At 43.3% G+C, this 21,636-nt stretch carries 20 protein-coding genes; 19 read left to right on the forward strand and 1 reads right to left on the reverse strand.

Features of this window, described 5'->3' with window-relative positions:
• The first annotated feature begins 128 nt into the window (after positions 1–128).
• From I2503_RS01855 to I2503_RS09840, 19 genes are all read left to right on the forward strand, one after another.
• Entirely contained in the window at positions 129–1,586 is a 1,458-nt protein-coding gene (locus I2503_RS01855; protein WP_196091653.1) for a PTS ascorbate transporter subunit IIC, read from the forward strand.
• Between the two features lie 19 nt (positions 1,587–1,605).
• On the forward strand, positions 1,606–1,884 hold the full coding sequence (locus I2503_RS01860) for a PTS sugar transporter subunit IIB (protein ID WP_160332611.1): 279 nt from the start codon (positions 1,606–1,608) through the stop codon (positions 1,882–1,884).
• Positions 1,885–1,950: 66 nt separating this feature from the next.
• Positions 1,951–2,436, forward strand: a complete 486-nt coding sequence (locus I2503_RS01865) for a PTS sugar transporter subunit IIA (RefSeq protein ID WP_196091654.1) — start codon at positions 1,951–1,953, stop codon at positions 2,434–2,436.
• Positions 2,437–2,482: 46 nt separating this feature from the next.
• Entirely contained in the window at positions 2,483–3,145 is a 663-nt protein-coding gene (locus I2503_RS01870) for a 3-keto-L-gulonate-6-phosphate decarboxylase UlaD (protein WP_196966834.1), read from the forward strand.
• A gap of 3 nt (positions 3,146–3,148) precedes the next feature.
• Positions 3,149–4,009 (forward strand): L-ribulose-5-phosphate 3-epimerase, encoded by an 861-nt coding sequence (locus tag I2503_RS01875; RefSeq protein ID WP_196091656.1) that lies wholly within the window; start codon positions 3,149–3,151, stop codon positions 4,007–4,009.
• A complete protein-coding gene (locus I2503_RS01880; protein WP_196966835.1) occupies positions 4,009–4,719 on the forward strand; it encodes an L-ribulose-5-phosphate 4-epimerase in 711 nt (236 codons plus the stop codon). Before I2503_RS01875 ends, I2503_RS01880 begins: the two co-directional genes overlap by 1 nt.
• A 300-nt stretch (positions 4,720–5,019) precedes the next feature.
• Positions 5,020–6,702, forward strand: a complete 1,683-nt coding sequence (locus I2503_RS01885) for a transcription antiterminator (RefSeq protein WP_196966836.1) — start codon at positions 5,020–5,022, stop codon at positions 6,700–6,702.
• Positions 6,703–6,947: 245 nt separating this feature from the next.
• On the forward strand, positions 6,948–7,928 hold the full coding sequence (locus I2503_RS01890; RefSeq protein ID WP_196966837.1) for a LacI family DNA-binding transcriptional regulator: 981 nt from the start codon (positions 6,948–6,950) through the stop codon (positions 7,926–7,928).
• Positions 7,929–7,941: 13 nt separating this feature from the next.
• On the forward strand, positions 7,942–8,538 hold the full coding sequence (locus tag I2503_RS01895; protein WP_196966838.1) for a sugar O-acetyltransferase: 597 nt from the start codon (positions 7,942–7,944) through the stop codon (positions 8,536–8,538).
• Positions 8,539–8,759: 221 nt separating this feature from the next.
• The gene (locus tag I2503_RS01900; RefSeq protein ID WP_196966839.1) at positions 8,760–9,788 is read left to right on the forward strand and encodes a hypothetical protein; all 1,029 of its coding nucleotides are present in this window, start codon (positions 8,760–8,762) and stop codon (positions 9,786–9,788) included.
• Positions 9,789–9,790: 2 nt separating this feature from the next.
• Entirely contained in the window at positions 9,791–10,747 is a 957-nt protein-coding gene (locus I2503_RS01905) for a 2-hydroxyacid dehydrogenase family protein (protein WP_196966840.1), read from the forward strand.
• A gap of 11 nt (positions 10,748–10,758) precedes the next feature.
• Entirely contained in the window at positions 10,759–12,210 is a 1,452-nt protein-coding gene (locus I2503_RS01910; protein WP_196966841.1) for a PTS transporter subunit IIC, read from the forward strand.
• A 64-nt stretch (positions 12,211–12,274) separates the two neighbouring features.
• Positions 12,275–13,261: an amidohydrolase family protein gene (locus I2503_RS01915; protein WP_196966842.1), complete on the forward strand. Its 987-nt coding sequence runs from the start codon at positions 12,275–12,277 to the stop codon at positions 13,259–13,261.
• 218 nt (positions 13,262–13,479) lie between these two features.
• The gene (locus tag I2503_RS01920) at positions 13,480–14,997 is read left to right on the forward strand and encodes an FGGY-family carbohydrate kinase (protein WP_196966843.1); all 1,518 of its coding nucleotides are present in this window, start codon (positions 13,480–13,482) and stop codon (positions 14,995–14,997) included.
• Positions 14,994–15,752 (forward strand): AP endonuclease, encoded by a 759-nt coding sequence (locus I2503_RS01925; protein ID WP_196966844.1) that lies wholly within the window; start codon positions 14,994–14,996, stop codon positions 15,750–15,752. Before I2503_RS01920 ends, I2503_RS01925 begins: the two co-directional genes overlap by 4 nt.
• Before the next feature lie 159 nt (positions 15,753–15,911).
• Entirely contained in the window at positions 15,912–17,003 is a 1,092-nt protein-coding gene (ulaG, locus tag I2503_RS01930) for an L-ascorbate 6-phosphate lactonase (protein WP_196091659.1), read from the forward strand.
• 99 nt (positions 17,004–17,102) lie between these two features.
• Positions 17,103–19,076 carry a transketolase gene (gene tkt / locus I2503_RS01935; RefSeq protein ID WP_196966845.1) on the forward strand — a complete coding sequence of 658 codons (1,974 nt, stop codon included), beginning with the start codon at positions 17,103–17,105 and terminating at the stop codon, positions 19,074–19,076.
• 115 nt (positions 19,077–19,191) lie between these two features.
• The gene (yajC, locus tag I2503_RS01940) at positions 19,192–19,536 is read left to right on the forward strand and encodes a preprotein translocase subunit YajC (protein WP_196091661.1); all 345 of its coding nucleotides are present in this window, start codon (positions 19,192–19,194) and stop codon (positions 19,534–19,536) included.
• Positions 19,537–19,679: 143 nt separating this feature from the next.
• The gene (locus I2503_RS09840) at positions 19,680–20,936 is read left to right on the forward strand and encodes a CHAP domain-containing protein (protein ID WP_348769619.1); all 1,257 of its coding nucleotides are present in this window, start codon (positions 19,680–19,682) and stop codon (positions 20,934–20,936) included.
• Between the two features lie 139 nt (positions 20,937–21,075).
• On the opposite strand, the gene I2503_RS01950 is transcribed toward I2503_RS09840, so the two are convergent.
• Positions 21,076–21,636: ISAs1 family transposase (locus I2503_RS01950; protein WP_196966846.1), on the reverse strand; the 561-nt coding region annotated here is incomplete at its 5' end.

Genomic DNA, 21,636 nt, shown 5'->3' on the forward strand with positions numbered 1-21,636 from the left:
GGGGAGGAGTGCTCATTGCTTTTCAATCCAAGAGTGAACACTTGTCTGTGTAACTCTTGGTCTTTTTTGATTGAAAATGTAAGCGTATACTTTAATTACGGCAGAACAATTAGGAAAGGAGTCGTAAGATGAATATCATTATTAATATTCTCAATTGGTTCTCGCAGAACATTCTGCAAAATCCGGCCTTCTTCGTAGGTCTCCTCGTTTTAGTAGGATATGCCCTTTTGAAGAAACCAGGCCATGAGGTTTTTGCAGGTTTCGTTAAGGCCACGGTCGGCTACATGATTTTGAACGTCGGCGCTGGTGGTCTGGTTACAACCTTCCGTCCTATCTTGGCAGCTTTGAACTATAAGTTCCAGATTGGTGCGGCGGTTATTGATCCTTACTTTGGTTTGACCGCAGCCAATACAAAAATTGCGGAAGACTTCCCGGACTTTGTCGGAGCAGCTACAACAGCGCTTTTGATTGGGTTCGGAGTTAATATCCTCTTGGTAGCTCTTCGGAAGATTACCAAAGTGCGGACTTTGTTCATCACAGGGCACATCATGGTGCAACAAGCGGCTACCATTTCCTTGATTGTTCTACTCTTGGTTCCGCAATTGCGCAACAGCTGGGGTGTCTTGGCTATCGGTGTGATTTGTGGTCTCTATTGGGCAGTTAGCTCAAATATGACGGTTGAAGCCACTCAACGTTTGACTGGCGGTGGAGGATTTGCCATCGGTCACCAACAACAATTTGCGATTTGGTTTGTGGATAAGGTAGCTCCTTTCTTCGGGAAGAAAGAAGAGAACTTGGACAACTTGAAGTTGCCTAAATTCCTCTCCATTTTCCACGATACCGTAGTAGCCTCTGCGACGTTGATGTTGGTCTTCTTTGGCGCTATTCTTGCAGTCTTGGGTCCAGAAATCATGTCCAATGCGGAAGTCATCACTTCTGGTACTGTCTATGTAGCTGAGAAGCAATCCTTCTTCATGTACATTATTCAGACTGCCTTTACCTTCTCTGTTTACCTCTTCATCTTGATGCAGGGTGTACGGATGTTCGTATCGGAGTTGACCAATGCCTTCCAAGGTATCTCAAGCAAACTATTGCCAGGTTCCTTCCCAGCGGTCGACGTTGCAGCTTCTTATGGATTTGGATCTCCAAATGCAGTGCTTTCAGGATTTGCCTTTGGTCTCCTTGGTCAATTGGTAACCATTGTCCTCTTGATTGTCTTCAAGAACCCAGTCTTGATTATCACAGGTTTTGTACCGGTCTTCTTCGACAACGCAGCCATTGCAGTTTATGCAGATAAGCGTGGTGGTTGGAAGGCAGCCCTCACTCTTTCCTTCATCTCTGGTATTATCCAGGTTGCGGTTGGAGCGATTGCGGTTTCCCTTCTCGGATTGGCGTCTTATGGTGGATACCACGGAAACATCGACTTTGATATTCCATGGGTACCATTCGCTTACATGTTCAAATATCTCGGTATTATCGGTTTTGCCTTGGTCTGCCTCTTCTTCTTGATCATTCCTCAATTGCAATTTGCGAAAGCGAAAGATAAAGAAGCGTATTATGCAGGTCAAATTCCTTCAGAAGATTAAAAAATAAAGGAGAATCATTATGGTTAAAGTATTAACAGCTTGCGGAAACGGTATGGGATCCAGCATGGTTATTAAAATGAAGGTTGAAAATGCCCTTCGTGGTCTTGGTCAATCAGACTTCACTGTGAACTCTTGTAGTGTTGGTGAGGCAAAAGGGTTGGCATCTGGTTATGACATTGTAATTGCTTCTATCCACTTGGTAAATGAGTTGGAAGGACGTACGAATGGCCACATTATCGGCTTGGATAACCTAATGGATGACGCAGAAATTAAAGAAAAATTGTCACAAGTTCTTTAATCACAGTTACACAAAGGGAGCACGGAGAATTCTCCTGCTCCCTCTTTTATAGTAGGAGGTACCAGCATGAACCTAACACAAGCTTTGACAGAAAACAATTCCATTCGCCTCGGTTTGAGTGCCAATACTTGGCAAGAAGCTGTTCGTCTTTCGATTGATCCGTTGATTGAGAGTGGGGCGGTTAAGGAAGAATATTACCATGCCATTATTGAATCCACAGAAGAATATGGTCCCTACTATATTTTGATGCCAGGGATGGCTATGCCGCACGCGCGTCCAGAAGCTGGTGTCAATCGGGATTCCTTCTCGTTGATTACCTTGACAGAGCCCGTTACTTTCTCAGATGGCAAAGAAGTGCAAGTGCTCTTGGCCTTGGCTGCAACAAGTTCTGAAATCCATACCAGCGTGGCAATCCCACAAATCATTGCCCTCTTTGAATTGGAAAATTCCATTGAACGTTTGAGCAACTGCCAAAGCCCAGAAGATGTTCTAGCGATGATTGACGAATCTAAAAATAGTCCTTATCTGGAAGGTCTGGACTTGAATAGCTAAGAGACCAAATGTCACTGTTGAAATAAAGGAATAAAAGGAGAGAGAAATGACACAAATTCCAAATTTACAAGTTGCCTTGGACCACTCAGACTTGCAAGGAGCTATTAAAGCCGCTGTTTCTGTTGGTCATGAAGTCGATATTATTGAAGCTGGAACGGTCTGTTTGTTGCAGGTTGGAAGTGAATTGGTAGAAGTGCTGCGCAATTTATTCCCTGATAAAGTTATTGTTGCGGATACAAAATGTGCGGATGCTGGAGGAACTGTGGCAGCCAACAATGCTAAACGCGGTGCGGACTGGATGACTTGTATCTGTAGCGCAACGATTCCAACGATGGAAGCCGCTTTGAAAGCGATCAAAGAGGTTCGTGGGGACAAGGGTGAAATCCAAATTGAACTGTATGGTGATTGGACCTATGAGCAGGCACAACTTTGGCTTGATGCAGGCATTTCTCAAGCAATTTATCACCAATCTCGTGATGCCCTTCTTGCTGGGGAAACTTGGGGTGAGAAGGATTTGACCAAGGTTAAGAAATTGATCGACATGGGCTTCCGAGTTTCTGTGACAGGTGGCTTGGATGTCGATACCTTGAAACTCTTTGAAGGAATTGATGTCTACACCTTCATCGCTGGTCGTGGAATTACAGAGGCTGCGAATCCTGCTCAAGCGGCGCGTGAATTTAAGGATGAAATTCGTCGGATTTGGGGGTAAGTTATGACACGTCCAATCGGTATTTATGAAAAAGCAACACCGAAGCACTTTACTTGGAAGGAACGTTTGGAATTTGCCAAGGAACTTGGTTTTAACTTTGTGGAAATGTCTGTGGACGAATCGGATGACCGCCTAGCTCGCTTAGACTGGAGCAAGGAAGAGCGTTTGGAAGTGGTGAAGGCCATTTATGAAACTGGGATTCGGATTCCGACCATCTGCTTCTCAGGTCACCGTCGTTACCCTCTGGGGTCTAATGATCCTGTACTGGAGGCGAAGTCCTTGGAAACCATGCAGGCTTGTATCGAATTGGCTCAAGATTTAGGTGTTCGGGTCATTCAGCTAGCAGGCTATGACGTTTATTACGAAGAAAAATCGCCAGAAACTCGGAGACGTTTCTTGAAAAACCTTCGCCAGGCTTGTACTTGGGCCGAACAAGCTCAAGTGATGTTGGCCATTGAGATTATGGATGATCCATTTATTAACAGTATTGAGAAGTACTTGGCGATTGAAAAGGAAATCAATTCTCCCTACCTCTTTGTTTATCCAGACACAGGGAATGTATCAGCTTGGCACAATGACCTGTATTCAGAGTTCCTCTTGGGACATAACTCGATTGCTGCGCTTCATTTGAAGGACACCTATCCAGTAACAGAGACAAGTAAGGGGCAATTCCGTGATGTTCCTTTTGGTCAAGGTTGTGTGGACTGGGAGGAAGTCTTCCGTGTTCTAAAAGATACCAATTACCAAGGTCCATTCCTGATTGAAATGTGGTCCGAGAATTGTGAGACAGTAGAGGAGACTAGGGCTGCGATTCAAGAAGCTCAAGCCTTCCTATACCCATTAATTGAGAAAGCAGGTCTTTAATGTTATTACCAGAATTACGACAACGGGTGTATGAGGCGAATATTGCCCTGCCTAAGCATGGTTTGGTTAAATTTACCTGGGGAAACGTTTCGGCGATTGACCGTGAGGCAGGGTTGATTGTGATCAAGCCAAGTGGTGTCGACTATGATTTGTTGTCACCCGAAAACATGGTGGTCACTGATTTAGATGGTAAGGTTGTCGAAGGTGATTTAAACCCTTCTTCTGACCTAGCCACCCACGTTGAACTCTATAAGGCCTTCCCAGCAATCGGTGGGGTGGTTCATACACACTCGACAGAAGCTGTTGGCTGGGCCCAGGCTGGCCGTGACATTCCTTTTTATGGAACAACTCATGCCGATTACTTCTATGGGCCAATTCCAGCAGCGCGTTCGCTCACAGAGGATGAAATCAATCGGGCCTATGAAATGGAAACTGGAACGGTTATTATTGAGACCTTCCGGGAGCGTGAATTGGATCCGATGGCGGTTCCGGGGATTGTGGTCCGCAATCATGGTCCGTTCACTTGGGGCAAATCGCCTGAGGAAGCGGTTTATCATAGTGTCGTTCTAGAAGAAGTTGCGAAAATGGCGCGCTTTACGGAGACGATAAATCCTAAAGTTGAGGAAGCACCTCAGTTCTTGATGGACAAACACTATCTTCGCAAACATGGTCCCAATGCCTACTATGGTCAGAAGGACCAATCTCATTAAGAAATTGACATGAAATAGATGAAAGCGGGATTGGGACAAGGGTCCTGATCCCGTTCAATTTTTTTGAAATCCCTTTCCAAGAGTGGTAGAATACTTCATATAAGTTTTATATACTCTTTTAGTTTATCTTTTATTACTGTGTTAGCTCGTCTTGCCGTACTTCAGTACTGTCTGCGACTCGCTGCCTTGTACTAAAAGCAAACTAAAAGACTATAAAAGTTGTATGAATATCGTGGTTCTTTCTTTGGTGGTTGGAACGGGAATCATATTGTTAGAGACTGGTTCTATGGTTGGTGACCAGTGAAGAAATTGGAGGAAATTGAAGCCATGGCCATCGATAAAAGTAGTAGTGCCCTCTTACAGCATCTGTTGCATCTAACAACACCGGAAACGATTTCAGATATTGCCAAGCATCTGGGGCAGTCTCGACGAAAAATCTACTACCATCTAGATAAAATCAATGAGGCTTTGCCAGATCACACCACTCCCTTGGTTCCCCGTTCACGGATTGGTTTACTTTTAAATCAAGAGCAGAAGGACGCTTGCCAACATTTGCTGGATCGTATTGATTCCTATTCTTATGTTTTGAATAGTCAGGAACGGATTCAGCTCCTGACCCTTTACATTGCTATTTCCACTGAGCGCGTGACCATTGAGAAGATGCAGCAGCTGATTGAAGTGTCTCGTAACACCGTTCTCAGCGACCTTAGTGAAATGCGCCGCCTTCTTCGGTTGGATCAGTTCCAACTAACCTTGATGACGACCAAAGCCCAAGGGTACGTTCTGCGAGCTGAACCTTTCGCCAAGGTGCAATATATTTACCATTTGCTCTATAGTGTTTTTTCGGATGGAGCTGCGCCTTTTCTTTCGATTTTAAAAGAAAAATTAAACTTAGTAGACCTATTGAATGACTTTGAGGAAATTGCTAGACAGGAATGGACGCATTTGGAAAAAATTGTCGGCAAGCGGATTAATCGCCAAGAGCTGACATCTCTGACACAAATTCTTCCTTGTCTCTTGCAAGCCTATCGCAACATGAACTTGGATACGGATCAAAAAGAGCTTTTGCAAGCGGATTTTGCCCAGGTCCGTGAACGCGTAGAATACAAGGCTGCTCAACACTTGGCGTCCTGCTTGGCCGAAGAAAAGAATATTCAGTTGGACTGTATTGAATTGGAGGTTTTAACCATCCTTCTGCTGTCCTATCGTAAGGATACTGATTTACATGCAACCAGTGAGGACTTCGAAGACTTGCGAACGACTTTGGAACATTATATTTGGTATTTTCAAAATCAATCTAAGTATATCGTCGGCAAACCGGAAGAACTCCTTAACCAGCTGACCATGCACTTTAAAGCCTTGTTGTTCCGCAAACGCTATGGCATTTTCAGCAAGAATCCCTTGTTGGAGCAGATCAAATGCAAGTACCCGGATCTCTTCGCTTACTGTCGGGTTACTTCAAAAATTTTGGAAGATGCCTGGGATGTTCACTTAACCGAGGATGACATCGCTGACCTCAGTATTCAAATGGGAGGCTCCCTCAAAACTCCTCTGGATAAGGGCCAGGAAATCCTCCACATCTATCTGGTATCTGACGAAGGAGTGGCGATTCAAAAGATGTTACTGAAACAGATTCAGTACCATTTACCAAACGAAATGATTCATGCAGTCTTTACCACCGAACAATACAGGAGTGTAGAAGATCTCATCGAGGTTGATTTAGTCATCACCACTAGTGATGGCTTCGAAGTTAATGCACCAACCCTGCAAGTCTCTCCAATTCTGGAATCCCGTGATATCCATCGCATCCAACAATTCATCCAGGAACCAGGTGGTTTCTCTTCGGGAGTAGAACTCCGCCAGCAATTGGAAAAACTGCTGACACCCTACGTACCCTCCCCGGATGACAGGAAAACCCTCCGTTACCGCATTGAAAAACTCTACGGTCAGCGGATGCATTTGAGTCAATCGAAAAACAACTGAAAAATCAGAAATCAGAAAAGAGGCTGGGGCAATAGTTCCCCACCTTTTTGATTTATGTTGGAGGTTGACGGGATTGATTCAGATCTAGCTTTTTTGAAATCTCGTATAACCATAGTTTTCACAGATTCTCTTGGACGTGTGGAATAGGCACCGTTGTTTTTCGGTATTTCCTGTGATTTTCCTCCACTGGCTTCTCAAAAACGTGCTATGATAGTATGGAATAGTTGATTTCGGGAGGTAGTTGCATGGGCAAGGTAACAATCAAAGACATTGCAAATATGGTGGGTGTGTCCAAAGCCACGGTTTCCTATTATTTGAATGGCAACCGTTCCAAAATGTCCTTGGCCACACAAGAGAAAATTCGCCAAGTGATAGAGGAAACAGGCTATCAACCGAATAAAATCGCTCAAAGTCTGGCGACTAAAGATACGAAGAGTATCGGTGTTGTTATTGCTGATATTACCAATCCCTTTATTTCGTCTGTGATGAAAGGGATTCATGACCAGTGTCAAGAGAATGGATATAGTGTCCTTTTTACAAATTCGGATGATCATCCGGATATTGAAGCAGAGAATATCCATCGTCTGCTCCAGCAAAATGTATCCGGTATTTTGTTGGACCCAATAGATGCCAATCTACCAAGTTTGAGGCAGTTGGATCCAAAGAAAACAGTAATGATAGACCGTGAATCGCAAGATATGTTTTTAGATACGGTGGTATCCAACAATATTGAGTCAACTCGAGAGTTTTTAGCGAATATGAAAGCAGCAGGTTATCAGGATCTTTATTTTGTGACCTATCCTATTGAAGGAATTTCTACTCGGGAAAAACGCTATCAGGGTTTTTGTGAGGAAATTGGAGCTGAACCATCGCGATTACTCATTTTGGGAGAGGAAGATAGTCAAGATAGGATTTTAAATTTATTAGCATCGGCTCAAAAAGGTTTGGGTTTTTTTACCATGAATGGTCCTGTTTTATTGGATTTTATGAAAATTATTAATGGAAGTTCCTATCAGTATCCTCGAGATTTTGGTCTAGGATCCTACGAGGATCTGGATTGGATGCAGGTTTTGAATCCAAGTATCTCCTGTGTTCGACAAGATTCTTATCGGATTGGTAGAGTAGCTGCTGCTCACCTCTTGCGAAAATTACATGGAGAAGAACAAAACAAGGGGCCGCAGAGATTGGTGGTTCCAAGTGAGTTGATTTTAAGAAAATCTTTTTAAGGGGAGGCAAGATATGAACTTAGAAGAACAAAGGAAAGAAATGTTATCAGGGGTTATCTATGATGACTTAACGCCCGAGTTAATAGAAGCAAGAGCCAAGGCCGTGAGACTTACCAATGAGTATAACGCTAGCTATGGTAAATCAGCATCTGAACGAGAGGCAATTTTATCCAAGTTGTTAAAAAATGTTGGAACGGGAGCTTTTTTTGAACCCAATTTTCGTTGTGAATTTGGAGATCAGATTAGTCTCGGAGATCATTTTTATGCGAATTTTGATTGTGTCATGTTGGATGGTGGGGGAATAACGATTGGGAATCGGGTTCTAATAGGACCTCGTGTGGGACTTTACACATCTAATCATGCTTTTGACCCTCAAGAACGTTTCGAAGGTGCCTGTTATGCTAAGCCTATTAAAATTGGAAATGATGTATGGATTGGTGGAGGAGTTCAAATCAATCCAGGTGTCACAATTGGGGATAATGTAATCATAGGTTCTGGTAGCGTAGTAACTCAAGACATTCCGTCTAATAGTGTTGCTGCTGGTGTTCCATGTCGAGTCCTGCGCGAAATTACAGAAGAGGATAAGACGGACTACAGACCACGACATTAATCGACATTTTTTATTAGCACAAGCGTTTATACAGATTTTTAAAAAATAACAAAAATCCGATGAAAGCGCTTGCCTTTTTGTGGGATAAAGTGTATGATAAGAGTATAAGATAAGTGAATCGGTTAACTAGATGCCATCTATCTTTACGTAATCGTCAAAATTCGTTTTGACGATAAAAATTTTAGTCGATTAGTTAACCGTTTCACTAGAAGGGAGTTCAGATGGATTTTACAAAAATTCTTGAGGATCGGCTGGAGTCTTGTTATGCTGTTGCTCGATTGTATCAGGAAGACCAGGATTATCTTTTGGTGGCTTCGGAAGTAGAGAAAGCTTGTTTTGCCTACGATGTGAACAATCGTTTTAGCAAGTCTCTGGTTTGGTCAGAAGTCGGGGGTACCATGTCCATTATCCAAGTCCCAGGTTCTATGGATTTCTTGGCGACTCAGCGTTTCTACCCAGGCTTTGATGCGAAAGATTGCCGCATTGTTCATGGCCATTTTCTAGGTGATGGGCAGTGGCGAGTGGAAGAGGTCATGACTTTTCCTTATCTTCATCGTTTTGATCTTATTCCAGCTCAATCAGGTGAAATATTGTTTGTTGGGTGTACCATCGCCAATTCAAAAGCATTTGTAGAGGACTGGTCGGATGATGGCAAGATATTTGTTGGGCGCTTTGATAAAACCTCTAGGTCTATAGCTGGAATTCGAAGCTTACCACTGCGTCTCAAGAAGAATCATGGTTATTATAGACCTGAAGGTGGAAGCTACTCTCTGATTACGGGAGTAGAAGGAATCTTCCGTCTAGATTTTCCGGATTACAGTGAAACAGGCGATTGGCTTTTGACTCAGTTATTCGAGGAGGAAACCAGTGATATTGTTCAGCTTGATTTGGATGGCGATGGGCAGTTAGAGAACGCTTTGATTCAGGGTTTTCATGGAGATCGTTTTCGGATTTTAACAGAAGACTTCACTCAAGAAATTTATGCTTATAAAGAGCCAACCCCCTTTGGTCACGCTATTTGGGCTGGTAGGCTTTTAGGCCAAGACTTTTTGATTTTTGGTTATCGTGATGGGCAGAAAGACCTTTTTGCTTTGAATGTTAAAGATGGAGCTTATCGAGAAATCCTTATTGAAGCAGGAGCAGCGTCCAGTAATTGTTTGGCTTTTGAAAAAAATGGAAAAGCCTATCTATTTTCTGCCAATAATGGCAGTCACGAAGTTGGATTGTATCAATTATCTTTAGGAGGATAAAGATGGCGAAGAAAAAAGTGTTAGTGACAGGTATCGTACCCAAAGAGGGTTTGACCAAATTAATGGAGGCGTTTGAAGTTACTTATTCGGATGGAGAAGCTTTTACACGAGAATATGTCTTAGAGCATCTAGGAGAATATGATGCCTGGCTTTTGATGGGCCAAAAGGGTGATCAAGAGATGCTGGATGCTGGAAAGAATTTGAAAATTATCTCTTTGAATGCTGTGGGCTTTGATCACGTGGATATTGAATATGCTAAGAGTAAGGGGATTACTGTTTCGAACTCACCCCAGGCGGTGCGAGTTCCAACAGCTGAGATGACTTTTAGTCTTCTGTTAGCAGCAACCAAGCGTCTGGCCTTCTATGATCAAGTGGTCCGCCGAGGAGATTGGATTGATCCGAGTGAACGTCAGTACCAAGGACTGACACTTGAAGGAGCTACCTTGGGAATTTATGGTATGGGTCGGATTGGTTCAACCGTTGCTGGCTTTGCCAAGGCTTTTGGAATGAAGATTCTCTACCATGATGTTTATCGACTTCCTGAGGAACGTGAGGTTGAGTTGGGTGTAACCTATGTTTCATTTGATGAACTTGTGGAAAGGGCAGATGTGATGACCATTCACGCACCGTCTCTTCCATCTACAAAACACAAATTCAACCGTGATGTGTTTAAGAGAATGAAGAACCGGAGTTACTTGATTAATGCGGCTCGGGGTCCGATTGTTTCTGAAGCAGATCTGATTGAGGCTTTGCAAACGGGAGAAATTGCTGGAGCTGGTTTAGATGTCTTTGAGTTTGAACCAGCCGTTTCTGAAGAACTTCGAGCTCTTGATAATGTTATCATGGCCCCGCATGCGGGAACTGGAACCATTGAAGGTCGTCGAACCTTGGCAGAAGAAGCAGCCGAAAATATTATTTCTTATTTTGCTGGAAAACCAGTGAATGTGGTTAATAACTAAGGAGGTGCGCGATGTTAGCAGCCTTACAAAATTTCTTTAATGTATTTGGAGCCACGATTGTGGTTCCGGTGATGATTTTTATCGTCAGTTTATTTTTAAAAGTCAGTCCCAAGAGAGCCTTCTTTAGTGCTCTCAGGGCTGGAGTTGGTTTGACAGGATTTGGATGGGTTATCTCTTCTTTTACTCCTTTAGTGACCAAATACATCCAGCAGATGGTTGAGACGGCAGGTTTGAATCTTCCGATTGTCGATATTGGATGGCAAACAGGTTCCCTAACAGCTTTCTCCTCATCCATAGGTCTTTCCTTCTTTGTCTTTGGTCTTTTGATTGAGTTGGTTCTTTTCTTAGTGGGAATTACCAGAGTTTTCGTGCCTTCTAACCTTTGGAATAACTTTGGGTACATGATTTGGGGAACCATGGCCTATGCAGCTACTGGAAATTTTGCCCTTTCCTTTGCCTTTATGGTTTTTGTTCTGCTCTATTCCTTGATTATGTCAGAAGTTGTTGCTGATCGTTGGTCTGAATACTATGGTGTTAAAAATGCGACAATTAACTCCATTCATAACATTGAAACGTTAGTTCCTGCCCTCATTCTAGATCCACTTTGGAATTTGCTTGGTGTGAACAAGGTTAAGCTAAATCCGGAATCTCTGAAAACAAAATTGGGTATTTTTGGGGAACCTATGACCCTGGGATTTATCCTTGGTTTGATTATCGGTATTTTGGGAAGTTTGAAAGAGTTGTCCAGTCTCGATGCTTGGGGCGGAATCCTCGGTTTTGCAATGTCTCTCGCTGCTGTTATGACAGTGTTCCCGCTTATTACAGGAGTTTTTGCTAGCGCCTTTGGTCCTCTTGCGGAAGCTGTTGAAAAAAATAAAAAGAAAGAGAGCGAATCAGAAGAAGCTCTTGCAGACAAAAAACGTTGGTTCATTGCAGTGGATGATGGGGTAGGGTTCGGAGAACCAGCTACCATTATTGCCGGCTTGATCTTAGTTCCCATTATGGTATTGGTAGCCTTGTTGCTTCCAGGGAATCGCGCTTTACCAGTTGTTGATTTAATTGCTATTCCATTTATGATTGAGGCTATGATTGCAGTGTCTAAAGGGAATATTCTGAAAGCTATTCTGAACGGAATTATTTGGTTCTCCCTTGGTCTCTACGCAGCCAGTGCCCTTGGTCCAATCTATACTGAAGCTGTTCAGCAGTATGGATCAGTTCTTCCGCAAGGAGTTGTGTTGATTATGAGTTTTAACTTGTTGGCACATCCGTTAACAGCAGTCGTTTTCTTTGCCTGGATTTCTGGTAATCCTCTTTTGATTGGCTTAACAGTCATTATTTATCTAGCCTTCCTCTTCCTTTTGCGTACCAAGCGGGAAAGCATCTACGATTATCTCCGTGTAATGGCAGGTAAAAATAGTGGTTTTGATGGAAGTACTGAGAAAATTTTCATCTCAGAGGAATAGTATATTTAGATGTTAAAGAATTGCTGCTTCAAAATGTAAGCGTTTTAAACGAAAGGAAAACCTTATGAAAAAAATTGATGGACATGCACATATTGTGGATACGATTTCAGGATTTAATGGCAAGGGGCGTTTAAATGCACTTGGAAATGGTTATGCTATCTGGGATGATGGGGACTTGATTAAGTTGATTGAAGATGGCTATGGAGATAAAGATTTTTCCGCTGAGTCTCTGTTGAGATATATGGATGAAAATGACGTTGAAAAAGCCGTGATTTTACAAGGTCATTTGAATGGCTATCAAAACTATTACACTTACCTAGCTATGAAACGTTATCCAGATCGTTTTACAGGAGCCTTCTCAGTGGATCCTTATGCCGAAAATGCGATGACTATTGTCCAGCGTCATGTGGAGGAGTTGGGCTTCCGTGCGATTAAATTTGAAATCAGTCAGGGTGGAGGAATCCATGGTTACCGTGGCCAAAAAACACCATTCCGCTTAGACACAGATCCCCATGTAAGTCTTATTTTGTCCTATCTCCTAGATTATCCAGGTTTTGTAGTGACAGTTGATTATGGAAATTTTGATCAGATTAGTCACCAACCGGATGCGATTGCTAACTTAGCTAGTCTTTACCCAAGTTTGGATTTTGTAGTTTGTCACCTGTCCTTCCCACATGCAGATACTCCAAACCGTTTACGAGCTGAGTTATCCATGTGGAAGGATTTTGAGAACATCTATACTGACCTCTCAGCTATTCAAGACATTGATCGTCCGGATGATTTTCCATTTCCGAAATCAGAAGCGAATGTGCGGATTGCGAAAGAGGTTTTGGGAGCTAAACGCTTGATTTGGGGAACAGATTCACCGTGGTCGGCAACCTTTAATACTTACGAAGAGTTAGCAACGTGGTTGGAAAAACTGGATATCTTTACGCAAGCAGAGTTGGAAGATGTCCTATACAATAATGCAGAGAGAGTTTATTTTAAACCAACTGCTGTTGAAGCCAATCGTCAAGCACAGGATCCTGCCACAAAAGACTTGAATTTATAAGTTTTGGCAAAGATGTTCTGCTGTCGATGATTCGCTAAGGGTAACTTATACTCGAAACAGTTCGAAATCTGAACAGGCAATCCGATGAAGGCAGAACTAGGGTTCGGCGTAGAGGATTAACACATTCAGATTTTGAAATGTAATGAGTATTAGTAAAGTAATGTGAGAGGTTGGCCCTAGTTGGTTCCAGCCTCTTATGACTTTAGAAAGGGGATAGGATGAACTACTATTTGAGTATTGATTACGGTGGAACAAGTACAAAGGCTATTATTTTTGATGAACAGGGAACGGAGATTTCAAGTTCTTCCTTTGCTACCAAACGACAAGAAGTAGAAGCTGGTTTCTATGAAGTTGATTTAGGAGAAACTTGGGAGGCTATTTCTCATACGATTCGGGAGAGTATTCGTCTTTCAAGCCTACCTGCTTCAGCTATTAAAGCTGTTGCCTGCATTGGTCATGGAAAGGGACTTTACCTGTTGGATCACCAGCAACAAGAGTTCTGTTCAGGGATTTTATCTGCAGATAGTCGTGCTAGTCAGTTAGCTGAAAAGTTTGAAAGTCGAGTGCGTCAAATCTGGGATTTGACGCACCAGCATATCGTTGCTCCACAAGCACCCGTTCTGTTGCGGTGGTTAAAGGACCATCGTCCAAACTGCTATCAGCAAATTGGAGCAGTCCTGTCCGCCAAGGATTATGTTAGATTTAAACTAACAGGTTTGGTTCAACAAGAAATTGGAGATGCTTCCGGAAATCATTGGATTAATTTTCAAACCGGGACCTATGATCCGGCCATTACGGAGTTTTTCGGAATAGTGGAAATGGATTCTGCTTTGCCTCCCTTGGTAGATTATAAGCAAATTGTGGGAGGTGTCAGTCAAGAAGCAGCTTATCAGACAGGTTTGCTGGAGGGAACTCCAGTGGTTGGAGGGCTGTTTGATATTGATGCTTGTGCCCTTGGGTCGGGTGTTTTGGATTCGGACACCTTCAGTCTTATAGCTGGAACCTGGAATATTAACACTTATCCTAGTAAGGTCCCAGCTTCTATAGATAGTGGTCTTATGAATTCTTATTTTCCGACTGGAGAATATTTAGTTGAGGCAAGCAGTCCGACATCGGCGGGGAATCTAGATGCGATTTTGAAAATGTTAATGATGGAAGAAATGCAACACCTGAAAGATAGGGAGGAGTCTATCTACGACACCCTTGAAGTGTTTCTTCAAGAAACCGATGCTACTTTTTCCAATATTCTCTATTGTCCGTTCCTATACGGCAGCAACGTTGGGCAGCCGGCGGAAGCTTGTTTCTTTGGATTAACGACCCAGTCCAGTAAATCGGAAATGATTCGAGCGGTTTATGAAGGGATTGTTTTTGCCCATAAACAACATTTGGAACAGTTGATTCAATCCTTGGATCACGAACCTAGCGTATTACGTCTATCAGGTGGAGGAACGAATTCTGACGCCTGGATGCAAATGTTCGCGGATATCTTGGGAGTTCCTGTTGAGGTTCCTAAGGTCAAAGAATTAGGTGGCTTAGGAGGAGCAATTGCCTGTCACCAAGCAGTAACCAATGCAAGCTTGAGTGAAACGATGGAAAATATGGTCGCCATCGAGAAGCGATTTATGCCAGGGGATAAGGATCACTATCTAGAAAAATACAAAGTTTATCAGCGTGTTATGTTGGCAATGAAACCTGTTTGGAAAGAGTTGGTGGCTTTAAGAAGGGCAACTTTATGAAGAGACAAGACGTTATTTTAAATACTATTTGCTTTTCTGAAAAATTATCGCAAGGAATTGGGCAGATTGAGTTGTTGGATTTGGTCAAAGAATTGGATTTGAACCGTTTGGAAATACGTAGTGAGTTTTTGACTGGAGGATATAAGGAACTGGTAGAAATCCGAGAACGAGCGGATGAATTAGGAATCTCGCTTTTCTTCAGCGCCAATGTTGATTTTCTTCAAGGGGACAGGGTAAATCCAGAACTCTCTATGTATTGCGAAAGTGCAAAAATTCTAGGGGCTCCATTTTTGAAGTTGAATATTGGAGATGCTTCCAAAATTTCTCGTAAAACTTTAGAAGAGTGGGAAACTACTTTCTCTTCTGAGGTGGAGCTTCGGCTTGAAAATAACCAAGATCCTCTTGCAGCGACTCTATCCAATTGCCAAAAAGTGATGGAATTGGTGGGAGAAGCCAGACTTCCTCTCTCATTTGTTTTTGATATAGCTAATTGGGCCTTTGTAGGCGAGTCAACTGTCGAAGCAGCTCAGGTCTTAGGTCAGACAACAACCTATCTTCACTGTAAAAATGTTAAAAAGGAAGGGGGGCTTCTTAAAGTTGCTTCTTTCTTTGGAGGAGAATTAGATTTACTGGCCTTGTTGGATTATTTCCCAAATGCAGATTCATTAGCGTTGGAATATCCAGCTACCCTAAAGCAATTAGAGGAAGATTTGAATCGGTTAGAAGAAGTAAGCTTCCCGGTTTTTCCTGATTGATTTGGAAGGGTCCGTTAGAGCAGTCGCATTAGTCTGGACACCCTCCTTGTGAAAAAAATTCAGTCCAAGAGTGAACACAGTTCTGTGTTCCTTTTGGGCTTTTTTGGAACCGTTTTTAGGGCTATACTGGATGTATAAAAGAAATCGGAGGATATAGCGATGGCGAATGTAAAAGACATTACACGTGAGTCTTGGATTCTTTCAACATTCCCTGAGTGGGGCACATGGTTGAACGAAGAGATTGAAGAAGAAGTGGTTGCGGAAGGCAACTTTGCGATGTGGTGGTTGGGCAACTGTGGTGTTTGGATTAAAACACCTGGTGGTGCCAATGTGGTCATGGATCTTTGGTCTTCTCGTGGAAAATCGACTAAGAAGGTAAAAGATATGGTCTGGGGTCACCAAATGGCCAACATGGCAGGGGTGCGTAAATTGCAACCAAACTTGCGTGTTCAGCCAATGGTGATTGATCCATTTGCAATCAACGAATTGGATTACTACATGGTATCTCATGTGCACAGTGATCACATGGATATTAACACTGCAGCTGCAATCATCAATAATCCAAAATTGGATCATGTTAAATTTGTAGGTCCAGTTGAGTCTGGTGATATTTGGGAAAAATGGGGTGTTCCTGCAGACCGGATTATCCGCATTGCTCCAGGAGATAGCTTTGAGTTCAAAGATATTAAAGTCCACGCTGTTGAGTCTTTCGACCGTACTTGTTTGGTGACCTTGCCGATTGACGGTTACGAAGAAAATGGCGGTAGCTTAGCAGGCCTTCCGGTGACGGATGAATTGATGGCCCGTAAAGCGGTCAACTATGTCTTTGAGACTCCTGGTGGAACCATCTACCATGGTGCGGATTCTCATTTCTCTAACTATTTTGCCAAACATGGACGTGACTTCAAGATTGATGTAGCCATCAACAACTATGGCGACAACCCAATCGGAATCCAAGATAAAATGACTTCAATCGACCTTCTTCGGATGGCGGAAAATCTTGGAGCTGAGGTTATTATTCCGGTTCACTACGATATCTGGTCTAACTTTATGGCATCGACCGATGAAATTCTCCAGCTTTGGAAAATGCGTAAAGAGCGTCTAGATTACAAGTTCCACCCATTCATTTGGGAAGTAGGCGGCAAATACACTTATCCATTGGATAAAGATAAGATCGAGTATCACCACCCACGTGGATTTGATGATTACTTCTTAGAAGACTCCAACATTCAATTTAAGGCGCTTCTATAATAGTTGGGAATTATCCGTATCCATTGCGAGATGCGGATAATTTTCATATAATGGATTTGGTAAAAATTGCTTTAGGATCTCGATTAGAGGAGGACACACATGTCAACATTATCCGTTAATGCTATTCGTTTTTTAGGAATTGATGCGATCGAAAAGTCGAAGTCAGGTCACCCAGGGGTGGTGATGGGCGCAGCTCCAATGGCTTATGAACTATTCACAAAAGAGATGCGTTTGAATCCGGCGCAACCAAATTGGATCAATCGTGATCGCTTTATTCTTTCAGCTGGGCATGGTTCGATGCTCTTATATGCTCTGCTTCATCTCTCAGGATTTGAAGATGTCAGCATGGAAGAAATTAAGAATTTCCGTCAATGGGGTTCGAAGACCCCGGGTCACCCAGAGTATGGGCACACAGCTGGTGTAGATGCTACGACTGGACCGCTTGGACAAGGGATTTCCATGGCTACTGGTTTTGCTCAAGCAGAGCGCTTCTTGGCGGCCAAATACAACCGTGAGGGTTTCCCAATCTTCGACCACTATACTTATGTCATTGCTGGTGATGGGGATTTGATGGAAGGTGTTTCCGCAGAAGCGGCTTCTTATGCAGGTTTGCAAAAACTAGACAAGTTGATTGTTCTTTATGACTCCAATGACATCAACTTAGATGGAGAAACAAAAGATTCCTTCACAGAAGATGTGAAAGGCCGTTACCAAGCCTATGGTTGGCATACGGATTTGGTTGAAGATGGAACAGATGTGGCAGCTATCCAAGCAGCCGTTGCGCGGGCAAAAGAGTCTGGTAAACCATCCTTGATCGAAGTGAAGACTGTCATCGGACATGGTTCTCCAAATAAACAAGGAACCAATGCCGTTCACGGGGCACCTTTAGGGGCTGAAGAAACAGCGGCAACGCGTGCAGCTCTGGGCTGGGACTATGAGGCCTTTGAGGTACCCGCAGAAGTTTATGCAGACTTTAAAGAGAATGTCGTGGACCGTGGACAAGCAGCCTACGCTGAATGGGAAACTTTAGTAGAAGCTTATAAAGCAGCTCATCCTGACTTAGCAGATGAAGTGACTGCCATCATCGAAGGTCGTGATCCGGTAACCATCAAACCAGAGGATTTCCCTGTTCATGAAGCAGGCTTCTCCCAAGCTACTCGGAACTCCAGCCAAGATGCTCTGAATGCGGCAGCAGCAGTCTTGCCAACTTTCCTTGGAGGATCTGCAGACTTGGCTCATTCCAATATGACCTATATCAAAGCAGATGGTTTGCAAGATGATGCTCATCGTCTCAACCGCAATATTCAATTTGGTGTCCGTGAGTTTGCTATGGGAACGATCTTGAACGGTATGAGCTTGCATGGTGGACTTCGAGTTTACGGAGGAACTTTCTTCGTCTTCTCAGACTACCTCAAAGCAGCGATTCGTTTGGCAGCTCTTCAGGGGCTTCCAGTGACTTATGTCTTCACCCACGATTCTATCGCGGTTGGTGAAGATGGACCAACTCATGAACCAATTGAGCACTTGGCTGGTTTGCGGGCCATGCCGAACCTCAATGTCTTCCGTCCAGCGGATGCGCGTGAGACACAAGCAGCTTGGTACCAAGCGCTTACCAGTGAATCGACCCCAACTGCCCTTGTCTTGACTCGTCAAAACTTGGAAGTTCAAGAAGGGACAGACTTTGACAAGGTGGCGCGTGGTGCTTACGTGGTTTATGAAACGGCTGCAGATTTTGACCGCATTGTCATTGCAACTGGTTCTGAAGTCGAATTGGCTGTGAAAGCTGCCAAAGAATTGGAAGCTGAGGGAGTCAAAGTGCGCGTGGTCAGCATGCCGTCCACTGACGTCTTTGATCAACAAGATGCAGCCTACAAAGAAGAAGTTTTACCAAGTGCCATTCGCAAACGCCTAGCGGTTGAAATGGGAGCAAGCCTGTCTTGGTATAAATATGTTGGACTCGACGGAGATGTTCTAGCCATTGATACCTTTGGAGCATCTGCCCCAGCAGGAAAAGTTCTTGACGAATATGGCTTTAACCTTGAAAATGTGAAAGCAAAAATCTCAGCCCTTTAATGAGTTGAAGCGCCGGCCCTTTGGGCCGGTTTTTGTATGTGACCGACCACTCTCTTCCTTGTCACTAGGGGTATGATTTGATATAGTAGAGTGAATAGAAATAAAGGAGACAACTATGAATTTACAATTTGTTTGGATGCTATTGATCTTTGGAGGAATGTTGTTTTTTATGCAACGTCAGCAAAAAAAACAACAAGCGAAACGCCAAGAACAGATGGCTAGTCTGGCTAAAGGGACAGAAATTGTTACCATCGGTGGGTTATATGGGGTCATCGATGAGATTGACCGTGAAGCCAACAAGATGGTGCTAGATGTAGACGGTGTCTACTTGACCTTTGAATTAACAGCCTTAAAAGCAGTTGTAAATGCACCTCTAAATGCACCTGTAGTGGAAGAAACGGCTGTGGAAGTTGTAGAAGAAGAGGCTTTGGAAGATCCAATTGAAACAAGTGACAAGTAGTGGCACGGTTTATTAATCTTTTGTAATCTTTTCGTAACGGACAGGCGGTCGGATTTTTGCTATACTTTTTTTAGCTAGTTAAGCTAGATTGGTTCGCTACTTGTTTCGTTAATCAGCGAACAACTTAAAGGAGAAATTTACATATGGCATTTACAACTAAGAAAAAATTGGTTACCGGAGTTGCAGTTCTTGGATCTGTAGCGGGAGCATCCGCTTTAGAAGCTCAAGCGGTTACAGCTGAAACACAAGAAGTATCTTTACAAAATAACCAAGTAAGTGACATCATCGCGGAAGCAGTTTCTACAACAACTGTTCCAACAATGAATGACCTTACATCTGTTTTCGGTGTAACAGGTACTCATGGGAATGTTTTAGATACATTCGAAGAATTTGCAGAAGAAGCGGTTGTTGAAACTGAAAAGAATCCTTCAGAAAAGAACGCGGCGTTCTCTCAATTGTTGATTGATGCACTTGAAGATTCCGATTTCCGTACTGGCTTGCAAGTTCGTCAAGACGCAGTTTGGCCACGTGAAGCTGCTGTATATGCACAACCAGTTGCGGTTGAGGCTGCAGCTCCAGCTGCTGAAGTTGCACCACTTGCCTTCGAAGCAGTTGCGACTCCAGTAGCTCCTGTAGTTGAAACACCAGCAGCGGAAGCCCCAGTTGTGACACCACTCGTTGAAGCCCCAGTTGTGGCAAATCTTGTGGCTAACGAATCAGCAGCTCCAGCGGTTGATGCACCTGTAGCAGCAGCTCCAGCAGCGGAAGCCCCAGTCTCAGACACCCCAGCGACTCCTGAAGCACCAGTTGTTGAGACTCCAACTCCTGAAGCTCCAAAAGCTGAAGAAAATCCAGCTCCAGCAGCTGACCAAGCAGCCCAACAAGCTGAAGCAGAACGTGTAGCGGCAGAGCAAGCAGCAGCTGCTCAAGCAGAAGCTGAGCGTCAAGCGGCTGAACAGGCTGCAGCCCAACAAGCTGAGGCTGAGCGTCAAGCAGCAGAGCAAGCTGCGGCTCAACAAGCGGCTCAAGAAGTTCAAACAGGATCAATCACACCGACTTACAACTACAACACTTCAGGAAGCTACCCTGTTGGTCAATGTACTTGGGGTGTTAAAGTGATGGCGCCTTGGGTTGGCGATTACTGGGGTAACGGTGGTGACTGGGCTGCATCTGCAGCTGCAGCAGGTTTCCGTACTGGTACAACGCCTCAAGTTGGTGCCGTTGCATCTTGGAATGACGGTGGTTACGGACACGTTGCCTACGTTACAGCAGTTGAATCTGAAAATGCTATCCAAGTTTACGAGTCAAACTACAACGGAATCCAACAAATTGGAAACTACCGTGGAACCTTTGACCCTACAACTGCACAAGGTACTGTTACTTACATCTATCCAAACTAAAACAAGTGATAGGACGGCGACTTAGGTTGTCGTTCTTTTTTTTGTTGAAAAACAGAGAAAATGAATGACGATCAGTTCTAAAAAACGGCGACAAACGCACGAAAGATTCTAGTAGATTTATTCCCTGCTAGAATCTTTTTTAAATTAGTACTCTTAAAAATTTATCGAATACCATACTCAAATGGAACTTCTTTCGTCTCATACTCATATCTTTACCAACATCAAGATTTCTTAACACACTCAAACAAAATTTGTCGATAATATTCAGGTTAAAGGCTAACTGTTTATTTAAAGTTTTATTAGCGTCTTCACGGAAAACAACATCCAATAGCCAGTGCATACTCTCGATTTTCCAGTGGCCCCGAACATAGCTGGCTAGTTCGTCAGCTAATACCTTCGTACTCAAGACAAAATAGCGCTCGATACGCGTTACCTTATCATCCTTCTCAATAATACAAATAGCCTTTCCCAAACATTGAACATGAGGCCAATCTGGATGGTCTTTTCGGAACCAAGAAGTGTCGTGGACAACTTCATACTTTCGTGTTTCGATTTGACCATGAGCTTTTTCAATAGTTTCATAATAATCTACTACAGACTCTTGGTCATAGGAAAAGCAAGCAACAATATCTTCCAATAATCCTTTTTGATTTCCTTTGACAGGTAGGCAGAAATCGCCACCCTGTTTGATTATTTTTTT

The sequence above is a fragment of the Streptococcus sp. NLN64 genome, from assembly GCF_015831295.1.
Lineage (GTDB): Bacteria > Bacillota > Bacilli > Lactobacillales > Streptococcaceae > Streptococcus.

Coding starts and splice junctions, on each gene's coding strand:
- I2503_RS01855 (WP_196091653.1), top strand. CDS start 129: ATGAATATCATTATTAATATTCTCAATTGGTTCTCGCAGAACATTCTG.
- I2503_RS01860 (WP_160332611.1), top strand. CDS start 1,606: ATGGTTAAAGTATTAACAGCTTGCGGAAACGGTATGGGATCCAGCATG.
- I2503_RS01865 (WP_196091654.1), top strand. CDS start 1,951: ATGAACCTAACACAAGCTTTGACAGAAAACAATTCCATTCGCCTCGGT.
- I2503_RS01870 (WP_196966834.1), top strand. CDS start 2,483: ATGACACAAATTCCAAATTTACAAGTTGCCTTGGACCACTCAGACTTG.
- I2503_RS01875 (WP_196091656.1), top strand. CDS start 3,149: ATGACACGTCCAATCGGTATTTATGAAAAAGCAACACCGAAGCACTTT.
- I2503_RS01880 (WP_196966835.1), top strand. CDS start 4,009: ATGTTATTACCAGAATTACGACAACGGGTGTATGAGGCGAATATTGCC.
- I2503_RS01890 (WP_196966837.1), top strand. CDS start 6,948: ATGGGCAAGGTAACAATCAAAGACATTGCAAATATGGTGGGTGTGTCC.
- I2503_RS01895 (WP_196966838.1), top strand. CDS start 7,942: ATGAACTTAGAAGAACAAAGGAAAGAAATGTTATCAGGGGTTATCTAT.
- I2503_RS01900 (WP_196966839.1), top strand. CDS start 8,760: ATGGATTTTACAAAAATTCTTGAGGATCGGCTGGAGTCTTGTTATGCT.
- I2503_RS01905 (WP_196966840.1), top strand. CDS start 9,791: ATGGCGAAGAAAAAAGTGTTAGTGACAGGTATCGTACCCAAAGAGGGT.
- I2503_RS01910 (WP_196966841.1), top strand. CDS start 10,759: ATGTTAGCAGCCTTACAAAATTTCTTTAATGTATTTGGAGCCACGATT.
- I2503_RS01915 (WP_196966842.1), top strand. CDS start 12,275: ATGAAAAAAATTGATGGACATGCACATATTGTGGATACGATTTCAGGA.
- I2503_RS01920 (WP_196966843.1), top strand. CDS start 13,480: ATGAACTACTATTTGAGTATTGATTACGGTGGAACAAGTACAAAGGCT.
- I2503_RS01925 (WP_196966844.1), top strand. CDS start 14,994: ATGAAGAGACAAGACGTTATTTTAAATACTATTTGCTTTTCTGAAAAA.
- ulaG (WP_196091659.1), top strand. CDS start 15,912: ATGGCGAATGTAAAAGACATTACACGTGAGTCTTGGATTCTTTCAACA.
- tkt (WP_196966845.1), top strand. CDS start 17,103: ATGTCAACATTATCCGTTAATGCTATTCGTTTTTTAGGAATTGATGCG.
- yajC (WP_196091661.1), top strand. CDS start 19,192: ATGAATTTACAATTTGTTTGGATGCTATTGATCTTTGGAGGAATGTTG.
- I2503_RS09840 (WP_348769619.1), top strand. CDS start 19,680: ATGGCATTTACAACTAAGAAAAAATTGGTTACCGGAGTTGCAGTTCTT.